Annotated in this window: 17 protein-coding genes; 5 read left to right on the forward strand and 12 right to left on the reverse strand. The window is 50.2% G+C overall.

The window, feature by feature from the left end; genetic code table 11:
- Positions 1-281: 281 nt before the first annotated feature.
- Positions 282-2,195: a molecular chaperone HtpG gene (gene htpG / locus MET42_RS0111255; protein ID WP_019883096.1), complete on the reverse strand. Its 1,914-nt coding sequence runs from the start codon at positions 2,193-2,195 to the stop codon at positions 282-284.
- A gap of 269 nt (positions 2,196-2,464) precedes the next feature.
- On the opposite strand from htpG, the gene MET42_RS0111260 reads away from it, so the two are divergent.
- Positions 2,465-3,097 (forward strand): hypothetical protein, encoded by a 633-nt coding sequence (locus MET42_RS0111260; protein WP_019883097.1) that lies wholly within the window; start codon positions 2,465-2,467, stop codon positions 3,095-3,097.
- Between the two features lie 619 nt (positions 3,098-3,716).
- Here the strand turns inward: MET42_RS0111260 and MET42_RS0111270 are convergent.
- Positions 3,717-4,403 (reverse strand): hypothetical protein, encoded by a 687-nt coding sequence (locus MET42_RS0111270; RefSeq protein WP_019883098.1) that lies wholly within the window; start codon positions 4,401-4,403, stop codon positions 3,717-3,719.
- Between the two features lie 165 nt (positions 4,404-4,568).
- Here MET42_RS0111270 and MET42_RS14430 point away from each other — a divergent pair, with 165 nt between their 5' ends.
- Together MET42_RS14430 and ppx are read left to right on the forward strand one after the other, a co-directional pair.
- Positions 4,569-4,841 carry a hypothetical protein gene (locus tag MET42_RS14430; protein WP_024930816.1) on the forward strand — a complete coding sequence of 91 codons (273 nt, stop codon included), beginning with the start codon at positions 4,569-4,571 and terminating at the stop codon, positions 4,839-4,841.
- An 18-nt stretch (positions 4,842-4,859) separates the two neighbouring features.
- A complete protein-coding gene (gene ppx, locus MET42_RS0111280; RefSeq protein ID WP_019883103.1) occupies positions 4,860-6,338 on the forward strand; it encodes an exopolyphosphatase in 1,479 nt (492 codons plus the stop codon).
- A gap of 62 nt (positions 6,339-6,400) precedes the next feature.
- Here the strand turns inward: ppx and MET42_RS0111285 are convergent, their stop codons facing one another.
- Together MET42_RS0111285 and MET42_RS0111290 are read right to left on the reverse strand one after the other, a co-directional pair.
- Positions 6,401-6,646 carry a hypothetical protein gene (locus MET42_RS0111285; protein ID WP_019883105.1) on the reverse strand — a complete coding sequence of 82 codons (246 nt, stop codon included), beginning with the start codon at positions 6,644-6,646 and terminating at the stop codon, positions 6,401-6,403.
- 38 nt (positions 6,647-6,684) lie between these two features.
- Entirely contained in the window at positions 6,685-7,305 is a 621-nt protein-coding gene (locus MET42_RS0111290) for a ParA family protein (RefSeq protein WP_019883106.1), read from the reverse strand.
- A gap of 143 nt (positions 7,306-7,448) precedes the next feature.
- Here MET42_RS0111290 and MET42_RS0111295 point away from each other — a divergent pair, with 143 nt between their 5' ends.
- On the forward strand, positions 7,449-7,949 hold the full coding sequence (locus tag MET42_RS0111295; protein ID WP_019883108.1) for a hypothetical protein: 501 nt from the start codon (positions 7,449-7,451) through the stop codon (positions 7,947-7,949).
- A gap of 41 nt (positions 7,950-7,990) precedes the next feature.
- On the opposite strand, the gene MET42_RS0111300 is transcribed toward MET42_RS0111295, so the two are convergent.
- The 8 genes from MET42_RS0111300 to MET42_RS0111335 all read right to left on the reverse strand — a co-directional run bounded on the left by MET42_RS0111300 (position 7,991) and on the right by MET42_RS0111335 (position 16,256).
- On the reverse strand, positions 7,991-8,455 hold the full coding sequence (locus MET42_RS0111300; RefSeq protein WP_019883110.1) for a histidine phosphatase family protein: 465 nt from the start codon (positions 8,453-8,455) through the stop codon (positions 7,991-7,993).
- 9 nt (positions 8,456-8,464) lie between these two features.
- Positions 8,465-10,507 (reverse strand): polyphosphate kinase 1, encoded by a 2,043-nt coding sequence (gene ppk1 / locus MET42_RS0111305; RefSeq protein WP_019883111.1) that lies wholly within the window; start codon positions 10,505-10,507, stop codon positions 8,465-8,467.
- Between the two features lie 66 nt (positions 10,508-10,573).
- Entirely contained in the window at positions 10,574-12,118 is a 1,545-nt protein-coding gene (locus MET42_RS0111310) for a cryptochrome/photolyase family protein (protein ID WP_019883113.1), read from the reverse strand.
- Complete coding sequence (locus tag MET42_RS15000) at positions 12,115-12,276, reverse strand: DUF2256 domain-containing protein (RefSeq protein ID WP_019883114.1); 162 nt, start codon at positions 12,274-12,276, stop codon at positions 12,115-12,117. Before MET42_RS15000 ends, MET42_RS0111310 begins: the two co-directional genes overlap by 4 nt.
- Positions 12,273-13,103 carry a triose-phosphate isomerase gene (tpiA, locus tag MET42_RS0111320; protein ID WP_019883117.1) on the reverse strand — a complete coding sequence of 277 codons (831 nt, stop codon included), beginning with the start codon at positions 13,101-13,103 and terminating at the stop codon, positions 12,273-12,275. Before tpiA ends, MET42_RS15000 begins: the two co-directional genes overlap by 4 nt.
- A 79-nt stretch (positions 13,104-13,182) precedes the next feature.
- On the reverse strand, positions 13,183-14,217 hold the full coding sequence (fba, locus tag MET42_RS0111325; RefSeq protein ID WP_019883118.1) for a class II fructose-bisphosphate aldolase: 1,035 nt from the start codon (positions 14,215-14,217) through the stop codon (positions 13,183-13,185).
- A gap of 14 nt (positions 14,218-14,231) precedes the next feature.
- A complete protein-coding gene (locus tag MET42_RS0111330; RefSeq protein WP_198289755.1) occupies positions 14,232-15,209 on the reverse strand; it encodes a class 1 fructose-bisphosphatase in 978 nt (325 codons plus the stop codon).
- Positions 15,210-15,461: 252 nt separating this feature from the next.
- Positions 15,462-16,256 (reverse strand): ThiF family adenylyltransferase, encoded by a 795-nt coding sequence (locus tag MET42_RS0111335; protein WP_019883120.1) that lies wholly within the window; start codon positions 16,254-16,256, stop codon positions 15,462-15,464.
- Between the two features lie 123 nt (positions 16,257-16,379).
- On the opposite strand from MET42_RS0111335, the gene MET42_RS0111340 reads away from it, so the two are divergent.
- On the forward strand, positions 16,380-17,222 hold the full coding sequence (locus MET42_RS0111340) for a hypothetical protein (RefSeq protein WP_019883121.1): 843 nt from the start codon (positions 16,380-16,382) through the stop codon (positions 17,220-17,222).
- Positions 17,223-17,225 lie beyond the last annotated feature (3 nt).

Here is a 17,225-nt window from a genome sequence, read left to right on the forward strand (position 1 = left end):
CACTCCTCGTACTGTAGGCCTAAAGATTAAACAACCATACCAATAATGGCATGCAAACAAGCAAACCACCTCTTATTTTATTAATAAAAACATATGCCTAGGTTAAGAATAGCAAGCGTTGCTTCATTCATGAAACCATTTAACACTTTTAGCTTATTCAACAGTTTAAATCATGCCACAGCTGCTAAAAAATATCTGTTTCTTGATGATAATTCGATCTGCACAAAAACAAAAAAGCCACCTTGCTCAGGTGGCTTTCTCATCACGGCGTATTCAAACAACTATAGAATCAGGCTGTTCATGCGTTTAACAAAACTGGCCGGGTCTTCCAATTGCCCGCCTTCCGCCAGCAAAGCCTGGTCAAACAACACATGCGCGTAATCGGCAAACTTGGCATCGTCAGTTTCCGCGCCCAGTTTTTCTACCAATCGATGCGTCGGGTTGATTTCAAGCACAGGTTTGCTGTCAGGCGCCTTTTGCCCGGCAGCTTTTAAAATACGCGCCAGGTTACCCGACAAATCATGCTCACCGGCCACCAGGCAGGCTGGCGAATCGGTCAAGCGATGGGTCACTTTGACTTCTTTCACCGTGTCACCCAACGCCGCTTTCAGTCGCTCAACCAGGTCTTTGGCATTTTCTTCCACCTGCTTCTGCGCTTCTTTATCAGCATCATCTTCCAGCTTGCCCAGGTCCAGATCGCCTTTGGCAATCGACTGCAATTTTTTGCCTTCAAACTCAGTCAGGCTGCCGAGCAACCATTCATCTACCTTGTCGGACATGAGCAATACTTCAATGCCTTTTTTACGGAAGATTTCCAGGTGCGGTGAGTTTTTGGCGGCGGCAAACGTATCGGCCGTGATGTAGTAAATCGCTTCCTGCTCAGGTTTCATGCGCTCAATATAGGCCTTGAGCGACACATTTTGCGCTTCGGTATCGGCATGGGTAGAGGCAAAGCGCAACAAGCCAGCGATTTTGTCTTTATTGGCAAAATCTTCGCCTGGACCTTCTTTCAGCACACGGCCAAACTCGTCCCAGAACTTGGCGTAATCTTCCGGTTTGTTTTCTGCCACGTCTTCGAGCAAGCTCAGTACTTTTTTCACTGAGCCATTTTTAATTGCTTCCACATCGCGGCTGTCTTGCAAAATTTCGCGCGACACATTCAACGGCAAATCGGCAGAGTCAATCACGCCGCGCACAAAGCGCAGGTATTGCGGCATCAGTTTTTCTGCGTCTTCAAGGATAAATACACGCTTCACATACAACTTGATGCCCTGGCGGCGATCACGGTCATACAAGTCAAACGGCGCTTTACCCGGCACATACAGCAATGAAATATACTCTTGCTTGCCCTCTACGCGGCTATGCGTATACGCGAGTGGATTTTCGTAATCATGCGAGACGTGTTTGTAAAATTCGTTATATTCCTCTTCAGTGATGTCGCTTTTGCTACGCGCCCACAACGCCGAGGCCTTGTTAATGGTTTCGTCTTCATCGGTCGCCACCATCTGGCCGCCTTCACCATTCTCGCCATCTTGCCATTCGGATTTTTTCATCACGATAGGCAAGGTAATATGGTCTGAATACTTACGGACAATGGTTTTCAGTTTCCAGTCATTGAGGAACTCATCTTCACCTTCGCGCAGATGCAAAATAACTTCAGTGCCGCGACCGGCTTTTTCCGTCGTTTCAATCGTGAAATCACCTTCACCACCCGACTCCCACTTGATCGCCTCGCTTTCACCGGCACGGCGCGTAATCAGTGTCACTTTGTCCGCAATGATAAAGCTTGAATAAAAGCCTACACCGAACTGGCCAATCAGGTTGGCATCTTTGGCCTGGTCACCGGTCAGGTTCTGAAAGAATTCTTTGGTGCCCGATTTAGCAATGGTACCAATATTGTTAATCACCTCTTCGCGGCGCATACCGATGCCATTATCGGCAATGGTCAACGTGCGTGCGTCTTTATCAAAGGCGATATTAATCTTTAACTCGCTGTCATTTTCATACAGGCTGCCGTTAGAAATCGCTTCAAAACGCAACTTATCAGCGGCATCAGAAGCGTTGGAAATCAACTCGCGCAACACGATCTCTTTGTTGCTATACAGCGAGTGAATCATCAATTGCAGTAATTGTTTGACCTCGGCCTGAAAGCCCATGGTCTGTTTAGATTGCGATTCTGCTGTCGCAGTAGTCATGACAATTTCTCCAAAAAACAGGGTTAAACACAAAAATTTACGTTTAGATGGGGAAATAAAAACCGTTTTTCAAGAGGGGAATTGTGAAAGCTGTGTCATCCGCCAGCCAATCCATTATTTAAGGCCTGAATCAGCCGCCTGCGTCTGACAGACAGTCATTAAAATCCATGCTTTTTCAGGCATTTGAGATGCATTTATTTGCATGCTTTTTGCTAGGGATTGATTAAAGCAGCATTCTTTGTTCAAAGACCCGGTCAGGAAAGCAATGTATGAATCTCTTTCACACCTTAATCGAGCAAATGCAGGTCATGAAACTGCCCCTATACGCAGTCACCCTGACCGCCGTCCCGCGCGCAGATACGCCTTTGCTACTCATGTTGCATTGGCATGGTTTTCGCAAACAGCCCACCCCCGCCCTGCCCATGCTCAAACCCATCCTGCAGCCAGTCCCAGGCTCCGCCTTGCAGATCAATGACCGCTGGCGGCAGCCTGAAGTGGTCGAAGAAGCCGTACTCGACGCCGCCTGGCAATTAGGTGCGTGGGACGTACAACGCGAAGAACATCGCGCCTGCACCTATGTCGGCGCCAGTGAACATGAAGCCCTCGCCTGCAAACAGGCGTTTGGCAAATATGACGAAGAACTCGAAAGTGAGTTACTGGTGAGCGAAGCACCGGACCGTGACGAAATGTTGCAGTTGGGTGCCAAAGTCGGGTACATCCACTGGCAATTCCGGCCAGTGAATGGCGGTGTTTGGCAATCGACGGCAGAAGATGACACCCTGCTCGAAGATGGCCGGCGTATCCCGCCCTGCCCGATTCGGCCATTGGCACTAAAAGGGGGCAAATTGACTAAGACGGCGTTTAGATTGGGGCAGATTAATCGGATTATTTTGTTGAAGTAGGTTTTGATGGCCAGATTGGATTGTTGGCGATTTTAGGCAACACTTCCTTTCGCCCTTTCGGCGAGTTACTTTTCTTTGCTTGCACAAAGAATAAGTAACCAAAAGAAATGCACCCCAGCTTCCGCTTGTTTCCTGCGTTGCTCGCCAAAATAAGCGGTCACGAAACTCAACCTAGTAGCTCACATACAACGTGAGCTACTGCGGGATTCGAACAGTCGCTCCCTTTCTCCTTATTTTGCCTGCGCTACTCGGCGCGGCAGATGGGGACCCCGAACACCAAGAGAGCGCCACCGTTTAGAGGGTTTAACAAAAGAATCTGGTTTTTGAACCATCCGTACTTCTGTGATGTGAGTTTGGCGAGATAAATCCCATTCCATCACGCTGAGTAGCGGAGACTAAGTGGGAGTAGTCGGCCATCGGCTGTTCGAGTTCCGCGGTGGCTTGCGGGTTGTGCAAGCCGCTAGGGCGAGTTTCGATGGACGCCCACTTTGTTGAGCAACGCAAGGAAGCCGAAGGCCGTGATGGCTGGGTGCCCTCTTCTTTGGTTACTTTCTGAGGGGCAAGCATCAGAAAGTGACTCGCCGAGAGGCGAAAAAATACTACTAAAAAGAACTATCCCCTATGGCGTCCACCTAACCCCAATAGACAACCACTGCGTCCGACTATCCCCATTCACCTGCTGCCCTACCGTGCCATCAATCTGAAACACCTCCGGCACCAGCGAGTAACGCAATCCCATTTGGTAGAAGGGATTTTGCGTATGGTCACCAAACACTTCAGCCACGCCTTTGAAGTTTCCGCCCAATTTAAACTCGGAGCCGACACCCATATTGACCTTGTTGCGATCTTCCTGCCGGTCGCGCAGCATGCCGACGTTGACATGCACAATCACGTCGTCGTCACGCAGTGAAAAAGAGACCGGGATATAGAAGTAAGTATTACCGAGCTGGTTGGGCCCAGGCTGAATATCCGGATGCATGACGCGTCCAGCGGCAAAGCCGATGCCCCAGCCATTGGTTTCCAGCGGTTTAAATAGCGTCTTGAATTGGGCAACCCAGTCTTCAGTATGGTAGTTGTCGTCATTGTTACGATAGCTGCCCCCACCCAGAGTAATTTCAAAATTCTCACCGAGGTTGCAGGCGGGCAGTGCCCATAACTCTTGCCCGCCCTGATAGCTGCGCATCCAGCTTTCGAGCTGGCAACCATGGGCATTGGTTAAACGCGCATCATCGGTCACCAGCGGGCGGGCAGCATGCGCACACTGGGCGATCAAAAGTGAAAGTATCAGGGAAAATAAGCTACGCATGGAAGGTGTCTAGGATATATTGAGTTTTGTTTTATCTTATTTTTGTGGCATGACGGTTTGATGAAATCAAGCATACACATGCGGTTTCATTTTCATATTAGTTTCACTGGCCTCTGCCAACATAACAATTTATACTGTTTGCAGCAATTGTCTGGGGAGGCAAGCATGGCGAATATTGAGGTGATTGAAACCAGTCCGAACTCGTTTTCTGTCACCGTACATGGATCGCACATCACCACGCATCAAGTCAGTGTCAAACCTGATTATGCAGGCCAGTTGCTCGATGCCACGCACAACGCTTCCGAGCTGGTGGCGGCCTCTTTCCAGTTCTTGCTCGACCGTGAATCCAATACCAGTATTTTGAGAAGCTTTGATTTAAGCGTGATTGAACGCTATTTTCCAGAATACCCCAAGGCCATTAACCGCTACCTAAAGTAACCTACCCCGTATTATCGCATGCTAAATATTACTCAAGATACCCAACTCGCTGCCGTAGATTTGGGTTCCAACAGTTTTCGTCTCGAAATCGGGCGCGTCGTTGACGGCCAGATTCTGCGCGTCGACTACTTAAAAGAAGCCGTGCGCCAAGGCGGTGACCTGGATGAAGACCGTAACCTGAAACCGCAGGCGTTTGAGCGCGGACTGAAGTGCCTGGCGCGCTTTGGCGAGCGCCTGAAAGGGTTTCCACCTGAGCACGTACGTGCCGTCGCCACGCAAACCTTGCGTGAGGCAGCCAACAGTGAAGAGTTTATCAGGCAGGCACAAAAAGTACTCGGCTATCCGATCGAGATTATTTCAGGCGTGGAAGAAGCGCGCCTGATTTATCAAGGCGTGAGTCGTATGTTGCCACAATCAGATGAAAAGCGTCTGGTCGTGGATATCGGTGGGCGCTCGACCGAGTTTATCCTCGGCCAGCATTTCAAAGCCAATGTCACGGAGTCTTTACGCTTAGGCTCTGTTGGCTGGTCGCAAAAGTATTTTGCCGATGGCCAGTTTAGCGAGCGCAACTTTGAACGCGCGGAAATTGCTGCCGAATCCATTATCGACATGATTGCCAGCCGTTACGTCGGCCAATCCGAAGTGGCGTATGGCGCTTCTGGCACGGTAGGCGCAGTAGCGGATGTATTGGCCGGTGCCGGGTTTGCCACAGATCGCATTGAACGTGCACAACTGGACTGGCTGAAACAAATACTGATCAAGGCCAAATCCGCCGACCGCCTCAATATGGAAGGCCTTAAGGACGACAGACGTGCCGTGATTGGTGGCGGGCTGGCAGTCTTGACCGCTGTGTTTGACACGCTAAAAATTGACACGCTGATGGTGGCTAATGGCGCCCTGCGCCATGGCGTGCTGTACGATATGCTGAGCTCAGACAATGCCACCGAAGATTTGCGCACGGCATCGATTGTGCGGCTATGCAAACGCTTTGGCGTCGAGATGGATCACGCCAACAATGTGAGCAAGCTGGCTTTGTATTTTTATGGTGCCATGCAGGCCTGCGATAGCCAAAAATCGCTATTGCACTGGGCGGCGCTATGCCATGAAGTTGGTTGGGCTATTTCGCATACTGATTGCAACAAACACGGCGCGTATATTCTGGATAATACCGAACTGATGGGGTTCGCTCAAAGTGAACTGCATACCATCAGCCTGCTCGTGCTCGGGCACCAGGGTAAATTGCGCAAACTAGCCGCAGACTTTGATAACCAGGACCTGGTCTGTCAGTTGATGGCATTACGGTTAGCGGTGATTTTCTGCCACTCGCGCCGACTGCCAGCACTCAAACACTTACAACTGGAACGGCATAAACAGCAATTTATACTGGCACTGTCATCACAATGGGCCAGCCAGCACCCGCAAACGCACTACCTGCTGGAAGAAGAATGCCTGTTATGGCAAAAGCTGGGCTGGCAGTTGGAAATCCGGCACAGCTAAATCAAAATGGCCAAATAAAAAACGGGCACTTATGCCCGTTTTTTTATTGCGTTGATTGCGACTCAGTCTTTCTTCTTCTTATCGCGTTTTTCATCTTCTTCGCGCAATTTGACGACTTTATCGCGCCACTCTTGCAATTGCTCATCTTCGATTTCCAACTGCAAAGCCAGCGCTTCTTCCTGGCTCAATTTTTCCTTGATAAAACGCTTAGGCAATTTGCCGCCCATGCGAGACAAAATACGCTCAGCCTCATCCGCGTTCAATTGTTTTACTTTATCCAGGTACACTGGATTGACCTTGTCTTTCATAGCACTCCCTTTGATTCCCTGTTTGTCACAGGCTCGCTTTAACTGTTTTGCAAAATCCAGTCGGTGACCGGATTCCACTGCGCAATGTCGACCTCTTTCAAGCTGTTCGACAATTCAAAAATACTTAAGCCTTCCTCTGCTGCCGTCACATAAATTTGCGATGAGCGCAGCATGGAAAGCACGGCAAAGCCTGATTCATCCATAAATGCCAGCAGGCGCTCGGCTGAACGTGTGCGTGGCATCACGCGCATGCCGACCAGACCAACAAAGGTCTTATGCTTGCGCACGGCTTTCTCTTCGGCCAGCAACTCTAAAAAGTCTTGCGTGGCGCCTATATCAAACGCGGATGGCGCGATGGGCACCAACACCAGATCGGCTTCAGTCACGGCATCAGAAATCTTTTTATCCCGCAGCCCGCCCGGCGAATCAGTAATGACCCAGTCGGCCTTCTGCAAGGCAGATTTACCCAGGTCTTCGGCATTAAACACCGTCGCGACATGAGAGGGGCGACGCGCCAACCAGTCAGCGGAAGATTGCTGCCGGTCAATATCTTCCAGCACGATTTTGTGCCCCAGTTGCGCCAGATAGCCAGCAAGATTGGTGGCCAGAGTGGTTTTGCCGCAACCGCCTTTGGTATTTGCCACCAATACCCTGCGCATCTCATACTCCCCGATTAAAGGTGTTGCATTTTGTCATGAAAAACAGCCTCTATAACACCATATTAATATGAAATATTTATGACAATTGACGTCAACAAAAAACGGTATAAACTGTTTTCACAATATCAATTCAGGAGAAACACATGGCCAGCAAACCAGTCGCCAAACCCTTGAGCGCTAACAAACCAGCTACAGCCAAAGCAGCAAGCCCAGCCAAGCCAGTCGCCACTAAAGCCGTTGCGACGACACCTGCCGCGGCAAAACCAACGACAGCTGTAAAACCGGCAACAGCCAAACCTGCGGTCAAACCAATTGCAAAAGCAGTCGCAAAAACAGCGGTAGCTGCAAAAAAAGTGACACCCGCATCTGCGATTAAAGTTGTGAATAAAACGGCGACAGCCGTTGAAAAAGATAAACCTAAAGCCAGCAAGGTCAAAATGGAGCGCGACAGCTTCACCATGCCTAAAGAAGAGTACGCGCAAATCGCTGCATTGAAAAAACGCCTGGAAGGCCTGGCCAAACCAGCGAAGAAAAGCGAGCTATTAAGAGCTGGGCTTAAGTTATTATCCGCCATGGACGACGCCACATTAAAAGCCGCCCTGGCAACCGTGCCGACGATTAAAACTGGCAGACCTAAAAAATAGCTCACACTGAATTTGGCTTAAGCCAGATCACAGCGCTCAGCTTATTCAATCAAATCGGGGCTTTGCACACTATATAGTTTGTAGGGTGGCCCCGATTTTGGCAGCCGTAACCACCATACAGCGCCTTTTTTAATACTGATCTGCCCATCCGGCATACCCAGGCTCTGCGCGGCCAGTTCACCTATCCAGGGTTGGTGGCCGACCAACATCACGGTCTCGAATGGGCTTTGCGCCAGCAACTGCAATAAAGGTTCCAACGGCCTTTCAGGCGCCAGCCGACTATCTTCCTGCCAATCATCCCCCCAATAAGCCACGGTTTCACGCGTACGCACAGCAGGACTCACCAGCACATAGGTCTGCTTTGGTAAATATTTCTTGAGCCAGCCGGCCATTTGTTTGGCCTGTTTATGCCCTTTTTTGGTCAAGGCGCGCTCAAGGTCAGAGGCGCCATGCAATAACACTTCGGCTTCGGCATGACGCCATAAAATCAAATTTTTCACTGACATCACGCGGGGCTACATGGAATGATATTGTTGCAATAACAGGTTCTGGCAAGACAACGGCTCGGCATCCAGCGCTTGTTGTGCGACTGGCACGTATTGGCCTTTTTCTGCCAATTGCCAGGCATCCTTATTATCTTGCAGGTAAAGCTGCAGGCTTTCCTGATAAATGCGGCTTTGCATGGCCGGATCTTTAATCGGCCAGGCCAGCTCTACCCGCCGCATCATATTACGGCTCATCCAGTCCGCGCTGGATAACCACATCTGCACTTGCCCATCCAGCTCAAAATAAAACACGCGCGAATGCTCGAGCAAACGCCCGACGATAGAACGCACGCGGATACGACCTTTCACTGCGGGTGAGTCCACCGGCAGTATGCAGGCACCGCGCACAATCAAGTCAATCTCAACACCAGCGCTGGCGGCCTTCATTAAAGCGGCGACCAGCGGCACATCCGTCAAGGCGTTCATTTTGGCAATCACCCTGGCCGGTTTGCCTTGCTTGGCCAGACGCTGTGCTTTCTCCAGCTGTTTGATCATGCTGTTTTGCAGGGTAAATGGCGCCACCAGCAAATGCTTCAGGGCCGGAATCGGCAACTCGCTGGTCAGGTGACGGAACACCGTTTCCATTTCGCGCGTCAGGTTGGCATCAGCGGTTAACATGCTCCAGTCTGTGTATAGACGTGTCGTTTTGGGATTGTAGTTACCGGTAGAAAGATGGCCATAACGATGAATGCTTTTACCTTCGCGACGCATGATCAACAACATCTTGGCATGGGTTTTTAAACCAACGACACCATACACCACTTGCGCGCCAACCGACTCCAAGGCTTCGGCCCAGTTAATGTTTGCTTCCTCATCAAAGCGCGCTTTGAGCTCAACCACCACCAGCACTTCTTTACCGCGACGCACCGCCTCCTGCAGCAAACGCAACATGCGTGGATCTGCACCTGTGCGGTAAATCGTCATGCGGATGGCTAATACCTGATCGTCTTTGACCGCTTCTTCCAGTAGCTGGATGACAACTTCAAAGCTCTCGTATGGTTGGTGAATCAGCAGATCTTTTTCACGCATCTGCGCCAGCAAAGAGGTATTGCGTTTGATATGTCGCGGCCAGTGCGGCTGGAAAGGCACGAACTTGAGGTGATCGCCCTTGGCCATATCTGGCAACTGGATCAAACGCCCCAGATTGACCGGCCCGTTGACGCGGTAAAGGGCGAGCGGCGGCAAATTAAACTGTTTGAGTAAAAACTCGGCAAGCCTGTCATCACACTCCTGCGTGACTTCCAGGCGCACCGCTTCACCATATTGGCGATGTGCAAGCTCTTCACGCAAGGCCGTGCGCAAGTTGATCACATCATCCTCATCCACCTCAAGATCACTATTACGCGTCACACGGAACTGGGAGAAATGCAGGATACTGGCGCCTTGAAACAACACCTCCAGATTGGCGCGGATAATACTGGTCAACGACACAAAGCATTGCTCGCCTTTGCTGATAGACGGCGGCAATTGCAACAGCCGGGGCACCACACGCGGCACACGTACAATGGCAATTTTTTCCTCATCGTCGACGGCAATGCGCACAATGAAATTCAGCGACTTATTGGCCACCTGCGGAAAAGGATGCGACGGATCCAGCGATACCGGCATCAAGAATGGCAGCACTTCACGCTTGAAATAGTTAGAAACCCAGGTGGTTTGCTCCGGCGTACGCACACCGCCAGACACCAGGTGCACACTTTCTTTCGCCAGGGCGGGCATCAGTGCATCATTAAACAACTGATATTGTTGTGCCACCAGCGCCTGTGCCATGGTGGCAACTTGCTCGCAGGTAGAGGCAGATACCGGGCCACTGGTCACGCCTTGCTGGTACGCCTCCATCTGCAATGGCATGCGCACTTCAAAGAACTCATCGAGGTTGTTAGAAACGATACATAAAAAGCGCAAACGCTCGAGTAAGGGATAGTCCTCTCGTTGCGCCAAAGACAGTACACGGGCATTAAAACTGAGAATGCTAAGATCTCTGTCAAGCAGAGCGGGCGTGGTGTTTTTCATGGCGATTATTGTATCCACTGAACCAGTGTCTATTGTGACAGTTTTGTGAAATTACACGAGCAAGCATTACAGGTCTGCCAATTGTTGCAATCGCTGCTCAGCAAATGCAGCAATCGCCAATCGCTCTTCTTCAGGCATGGTGGCAATATGCTTGACCATTAAACGTGTACGCGGATTCGCAGCCAGCAAAGCCTCGTGTCTGATTAAAAAACCCCAGTAAAGTGTTGTGAATGGACAAGCCCGATCACCGGTTTTTTGTTTTGGATCATACCGGCATCCCGTACAATAATTACTCATGCGCTGAATATAGGCACCACTGGCGATATAGGGCTTGCTGGTAAAGCGGCCCCCATTGGCATATAGCGCCATGCCAGCGACATTGGGCAACTCTACCCATTCCACGGCATCGACGTAAACGGCCAAAAACCATGCTGAGACCTGTTGCGGCGACAGTTGCGCCAGTGTCGAAAACAAGCCGATCACCATCAGGCGTTGAATATGATGTGCATAGCCAGTTTGCAAGGTTTGGCCTATACACTGCGATAAACATTGCATCTGCGTCTGCCCGGTCCAGAACCAGTTTGGCAAATCCAGTGCATGCTGGAAATAGTTCGCCGATTTAAGTGTTGGCATTTCCAGCCAATACACACCGCGCACAAACTCTCGCCAACCCAACACCTGGCGAATAAACCCTTCGACACTTGCTAATGAGGCGCGGCCATCAACATACGCTTGCTCGGCAGCGGCGATGACTTCACGCGGATTGAGTAACTTGAGATTCATGGCCGAAGCGAGTAGGGAATGCCACAAATATGGCTGGTTTTGCCACATGGCATCTTGATATGGGCCAAACTGCGCTAACTTTTCCTGGACAAAATGTGTGAGCAAGGTGAGTGCTTGCTCACGCGTCACTGGCCAGGTAAAAGACGCCAGCGCACCTGGGTGATCGGCAAACCGTTCATTCACCATAACCATGACTGCTTGCGTGATGGCATCTGGCGTAAACACAGGTGGCTGTGAAAGTGCTTGCGGACCTAACTTGCCCAGCGATTGACGGTTGTCATGATCAAAGTTCCAGCTGCCGCCTGCAGGTTCCTCGCCGTCCATAAGAATATGATATTTTTTACGCATGCCACGATAAAAAAACTCCATCCGCAAAGAAGTGTTTTTTTCGCTGTATTTGGCTGCCCAACGCCGGAACTGGTCGATACTACTCATGAAATGTGTATCTTGCAGCACATGTAGAGGCACTGCGTGCTGGTCAGCCACCGCTTGCAGACTTTGCCAGATGCGCCAATCACCAGGTTCGCAGACCTTGATTGCCTGTGGCTGGTACTGCTGCAATACAGTCTGCCAAACGGTCGCTAAATCAGGATAAGGATGTGCGTCTAGCTGAAAATAAGCCAATGGATAGTCTTGTGCCCGCAACCTCTCTGCAAAGTGGCGCATGGCAGATAAAAACAAGGTAATGCGCTGTCGGTGAGACCATACATGATTTGCTTCATGCATGACTTCAGCCATCACAATCAGGTCTTGCGTCGGATCAAAGTGGTCTAAGGCAGGGTTATCCAGCGTGAGCTGGTCACCGAGGATAATGACCAGGTTTCTCATATGGCGTGTTTTTGCAATGCGCGACGGCAACGCTCAGAGCAATATTTAACCTGATCCCAGTTATTCGCCCAGGCTTTTCGCCAGGTCATCGGTTTGCCACATTGCTGGCAGAGTTTTGTTGGCAGGCTACTTTTGTTGCCTTTAAAGGCAACCGTCATACCTCAAAAACGGGGATGGCTGCCGATGATTCACGGACCACCGTTTTTTGCTGATAGCAACGGCTGGCGATTCTGCAGATATCGACAAAATCTTCAGCAACCAGTGCAGCACGGCCCAATAAGCCACCGTCAATATCCGGCATACTGAGTAAGCTGTACGCGTTTTCAGGCGCCATACTGCCGCCATAGACGATACGGATCTGTTCGGCAAACTCGCGGTCGCGTTCGGCAATCATCATACGGATAAATGCATGCATGCGTTGTGCCTGCTCAGGCGTGGCGTGCTCGCCAGTGCCAATCGCCCATACTGGCTCATAAGCGATGACCATATTGAATTTCTTGGCCAGTGCGAAGGCCTCATCATCCAGGCCATACACCACGTTCAGCATCTGGTTGCGCACAATGAGCTCGGCCATGTTGCCATCGCGTTCATCCTGGGTCTCGCCGACACAAAAAATAGGGGTGAGCCCGGCATGCAAGGCATTGAGCAGGCGCTTGGTGGCCACCTGGTTACTTTCAAGTTTGAGGGCACGCCGTTCAGAATGACCGATAATGGTATAGCTACAACCAAACTCGGCCACCATTTTGGCCGAAATGCAGGAGGTAAACGCGCCTTCAGTAAACTGGCTAACGTTTTGCGCACCCCAGGCAATCGAGGAGTCTTGCAGCAAGTCTTGCGCCTGATACAAGTATACATAAGGTAAACACACAGCTGTCGCTACGCCATCCAGGTCGTGCAACTCTTGCTTGAGCCTGTTCAGCAAGCCTTGATTTTCAAGCAAGCCGCCGTGCAGCTTCCAGTTACCAATGACTAATTTTTCTCGCATGATGGGATTCCTTTACTCATGCCCCCTCAATTTATAATTGCTTTTTTTAGGCTATTTCACTCACGGTCATGTCATGCAGCTAGTAAATGGCTGCCATTTTTTCCAGTGTAATTACCTTTATCTTACTCGCTTGTCCGGCACTACCAAAGGCCTCAAAGCGTTCTTTACACAAATGCTGTGCTGCCGTGGTCGCTTCTTTGAAATATTTGCGTGGATCGAACTCCTCAGGATGCTCGACCATATAGGCACGAATCGCCGCCGTCATCGCCAGGCGGATATCGGTATCAATATTGACCTTGCGCACGCCATTTTTAATGCCTTCTACAATCTGAGACACCGGTACACCATAGGTTTCCTTGATATTGCCACCATAGTGCCGAATTTGTTCCAGCAAGGATTGCGGCACACTGGACGAACCATGCATCACCAGATGCGTGTTAGGGATTTTGGCATGGATTTCGCGAATACGTTCAATCGACAGCGTATCGTCTGAAGGTGGCCGCGTGAATTTATAAGCACCATGGCTGGTACCAATGGCAATGGCCAGTGCATCGACTTTGGTCGCTTCGACAAACGCAGCCGCTTCATCCGGATCAGTCAGCAATTGTGACTCATCCAGTTTACCTTCGGCACCAACGCCATCTTCTTCGCCTGCCATGCCGGTTTCCAGCGAGCCCAGCACGCCCAGCTCGCCCTCAACCGACACGCCGACCGCATGCGCAAACTCGACCACACGTCGCGTCACTTCAACGTTGTATTCATAACTCGCGGGCGTTTTACCATCTTCTTTAAGCGAGCCATCCATCATCACACTAGAGAAGCCACTGCGAATGGCCATCTGGCAGACCTTGGGCGAAGCGCCATGATCCTGATGCATGCAAATGGGAATATGCGGATATTGTTCAATCGCCGCTTCAACCATTTTGCGCAAAAAAGACTCCCCGGCATAACCACGTGCGCCTGCTGAGGCTTGCAAAATCACCGGACTGTCGACTTCGTCGGCCGCCTTCATAATGGAGAGAATCTGCTCCATATTGTTGATATTAAACGCAGGCAGGCCATAGCTGTGTTCTGCGGCGTGGTCGAGTAGTTGCCTGAGCGAAATCAATGCCATGTCATACTCCTTTATTATTTTGAAACTTGCTGATGGTAATCACGCAAGCGCTGGATTTCCTGTTTAGCGCCTAACAATACCGGCACACGCTGATGACATGCCGTCGGCTGAAGGGCGAGCACGTCTTCCAGCCCGTCTATACTTGCCCCACCAGCCTGTGTCACCAGCAAACTCATGGGGTTAGCCTCATACAACAATCTCAACCGGCCCGCTTTGACCGGCTGCTTGCTATCGCGTGGATACAAAAACACGCCACCGCGCGTCAGAATACGGTGTACATCCATCACCATACTGGCACACCAGCGCATATTAAAGTCACGCCCACGCGGGCCTTCGCTGCCTTGCAGGCATTCAACAATATAGCGCTGAACGGCAGGTTGCCAATAGCGCTGGTTGCTGGCGTTAATGGCAAATTCTGAGGTTTCCTCACCAACCTGCACGGTTTGTTGCGTTAATACAAATGACTGGCTGTGCTGATCCAGCGTAAACACATGTGTGCCCTGGCCAATGGTGAGCACCAGCAAGGTAGCCGGGCCATACATGATATAGGCCGCGGCACGCTGATCCTGTCCTGGCCGCAAAAAAGCCTGATCACCCAGTGTGGCCACGCCGATATTAGGAATGACCGAGAAAATACTGCCGACGACGCCATTAATCGCCAGGTTAGAAGACCCATCCAGAGGATCCATACTGACCAGAAATGGTGCATCCAGCGTTTCAAACAAGACCGGCGCATCTACTTCTTCTGACAATACGCCAGCCACCACTGCCGAAGCGCGCAGGTGTGCCGCGGCCACCTCGTGGCTACGAATGTCCAGCTGCATCTGTGTTTCGCCTTGCACATTGGTACTGGTCATTTTTTCCGTGACCCCTTCCAATGCCCCTTGCTTGATCAGCGCAGCAATTTCAATCCCCGCCTCTGCAATATGCCAGATCAGCACATTCAAGGCATGGTTGATAGAAATCTTCTTTAAAAACACATTCAATTGCATGGCAATCACCTTTGATGGATTAAGCGTACTTCGGGCCATATGACACTGTAACTGATAGCGCAAGGGCTTGAAGTCATGATGACAGGCTGAAAACTAGCGTATTTAAAGTGAGTACGGACGACCTCCGTGCGATTGATATCTGCAAACATGCAATGTTTATGCCTGACTTTTTAAAGTAGACGCTGCTATTCCCACATTGTTCAACCTGATTTGCTTGCGGTGGGCCAAGCCTATGCTTATAAACTGCGAGTGTTAAAGCGTGATCAATTGCTGAATGGCCTGTTGTGCCGCCACAAAACCAGCGGTGGCCGTCACGCAAATACTGGAGCCGTAACCAGCGCAGTTGAGGCCTGTCAGTCCTGCTGTCGATGTTTCACAAGCCTCTTCAGGTCGCTCGACCGGCTCATCTGAGTACACAGCAACAATGCCGAATTTGGCCGATTTCTTGTGATCAGAAGCCTTGGGGAAACCATAATCCCGACGTAACTGGTTGCGGACCTTCGCCAGCATGCGATCGCCCTGCACATGCGCCAGGTCGGCCAGGCGGATACGCGTCGCATCGAGCTTACCACCCGCACTACCGACCATGATCAATGGCAGTTGCTGCTGCTTGCAATATGCCGCCAGGGCGATTTTGGCCTTGGTATCATCCATGCAGTCCACCACCATATCCGGCTGATCGGCCAAGAGAATCTCGAGGTTTTCAGGTGTCACAAAATCCTCAACTTCAAGCACCTCACACAATGGATTAATCGCCGCAATGCGCTCACGCATGGCCGTCACTTTGGCTTTGCCCAGCGTATCCTCCAGCGCATGAATCTGGCGGTTGATATTCGACTCGGCAATATTATCCAGATCCACCAAGGTCAACTTGCCCACCGCATTGCGCGCCAGGGCTTCTACCGTCCACGACCCCACACCACCAATGCCGATGACCAGCACATGCGCTTGCTGCAAATTGGCCAAACCCTGCTCGCCATACAAACGGCGCACGCCGCTAAAACGGCGCATACTTAAACTATCAACATCCATACGCACTAAACCCATTTAGGCTTAAAAACCACACTGATTCATTAAAATACATATCCACAATCACTTCATCAAGTGTAAGGGGTTAAAAATATTATATAAAGACGAATAGAGACAATATTGTTATAAGGGAAGGTGAGCATGAAGAAATCAACTCTTACATTAGTTGTACTATCATCTATTTTGGGAGGATGCTCTATCGCACCCAAGCTTCCGGAATCCCCAGGTGAAATCAAGAGTGGTTACAACTATGTTCCAGTAGATCCAATTCCCATCAACATTCCCTCATCCTGTAAAACTAAAGATTTTTTGAAAGTATTACCAGATCAGGCCGTAAGAATTGCTGTTGGACAATACGACGTAAATGGTAGCCTTACTTTTGGACCGTCTAAAATTGGAACCCAAGGGCAGTCATACCAGGTAATCCTTGATTACATCGCTTTCGACTCAACAAGTAAACAACTGTATGTTGAAAGGAATGTCACCACGCCTGGAGCACAAAGATATCAAGTCTCAGTATTCGACACCTCTGTGACAGAGAAAACGATTTCAAAAGTATTCACAAAACCTTACTCACTAGAAATCAACTTAGACCGTGTCCAGTTTCCTGTGTATCTTGGAGTAGGTTTAAGACTTACCGCATCCATTTCAATAAAGCGAGGCTCTGCAAATCTGGCAAGCCTTGGAGCGATTGCAGCTGAAGCTGAGGCAGGTAATCTAGTAGGAACACTAGTGGTACAAACCCTTGGAGTTTCAGGTAAATCAGTATCAACAATTATTCCCATGCCTAGCGAGCTGAATCAATCTACGGTACAAAATGCCATTCTTGCATTAGGCCAAATCAAAGCAATTCTTTATAACGAAAACGACACGATCATCACCCCAAGAATTGTCGGATTTTATAATCCAATTGGAGGAGGTCAAGATGTAGTTAACGGTGTCATTTCTGGATTATCAAGTGACCCCATAGAGTGGTGCAAATAAACA

This window comes from Methylophilus sp. 42, assembly GCF_000384155.1.
Taxonomy (GTDB): domain Bacteria; phylum Pseudomonadota; class Gammaproteobacteria; order Burkholderiales; family Methylophilaceae; genus Methylophilus.

Coding starts and splice junctions, on each gene's coding strand:
- htpG (WP_019883096.1), bottom strand. CDS start 2,195: ATGACTACTGCGACAGCAGAATCGCAATCTAAACAGACCATGGGCTTT.
- MET42_RS0111260 (WP_019883097.1), top strand. CDS start 2,465: ATGAATCTCTTTCACACCTTAATCGAGCAAATGCAGGTCATGAAACTG.
- MET42_RS0111270 (WP_019883098.1), bottom strand. CDS start 4,403: ATGCGTAGCTTATTTTCCCTGATACTTTCACTTTTGATCGCCCAGTGT.
- MET42_RS14430 (WP_024930816.1), top strand. CDS start 4,569: ATGGCGAATATTGAGGTGATTGAAACCAGTCCGAACTCGTTTTCTGTC.
- ppx (WP_019883103.1), top strand. CDS start 4,860: ATGCTAAATATTACTCAAGATACCCAACTCGCTGCCGTAGATTTGGGT.
- MET42_RS0111285 (WP_019883105.1), bottom strand. CDS start 6,646: ATGAAAGACAAGGTCAATCCAGTGTACCTGGATAAAGTAAAACAATTG.
- MET42_RS0111290 (WP_019883106.1), bottom strand. CDS start 7,305: ATGCGCAGGGTATTGGTGGCAAATACCAAAGGCGGTTGCGGCAAAACC.
- MET42_RS0111295 (WP_019883108.1), top strand. CDS start 7,449: ATGGCCAGCAAACCAGTCGCCAAACCCTTGAGCGCTAACAAACCAGCT.
- MET42_RS0111300 (WP_019883110.1), bottom strand. CDS start 8,455: ATGTCAGTGAAAAATTTGATTTTATGGCGTCATGCCGAAGCCGAAGTG.
- ppk1 (WP_019883111.1), bottom strand. CDS start 10,507: ATGAAAAACACCACGCCCGCTCTGCTTGACAGAGATCTTAGCATTCTC.
- MET42_RS0111310 (WP_019883113.1), bottom strand. CDS start 12,118: ATGAGAAACCTGGTCATTATCCTCGGTGACCAGCTCACGCTGGATAAC.
- MET42_RS15000 (WP_019883114.1), bottom strand. CDS start 12,276: ATGACGGTTGCCTTTAAAGGCAACAAAAGTAGCCTGCCAACAAAACTC.
- tpiA (WP_019883117.1), bottom strand. CDS start 13,103: ATGCGAGAAAAATTAGTCATTGGTAACTGGAAGCTGCACGGCGGCTTG.
- fba (WP_019883118.1), bottom strand. CDS start 14,217: ATGGCATTGATTTCGCTCAGGCAACTACTCGACCACGCCGCAGAACAC.
- MET42_RS0111330 (WP_198289755.1), bottom strand. CDS start 15,209: ATGCAATTGAATGTGTTTTTAAAGAAGATTTCTATCAACCATGCCTTG.
- MET42_RS0111335 (WP_019883120.1), bottom strand. CDS start 16,256: ATGGGTTTAGTGCGTATGGATGTTGATAGTTTAAGTATGCGCCGTTTT.
- MET42_RS0111340 (WP_019883121.1), top strand. CDS start 16,380: ATGAAGAAATCAACTCTTACATTAGTTGTACTATCATCTATTTTGGGA.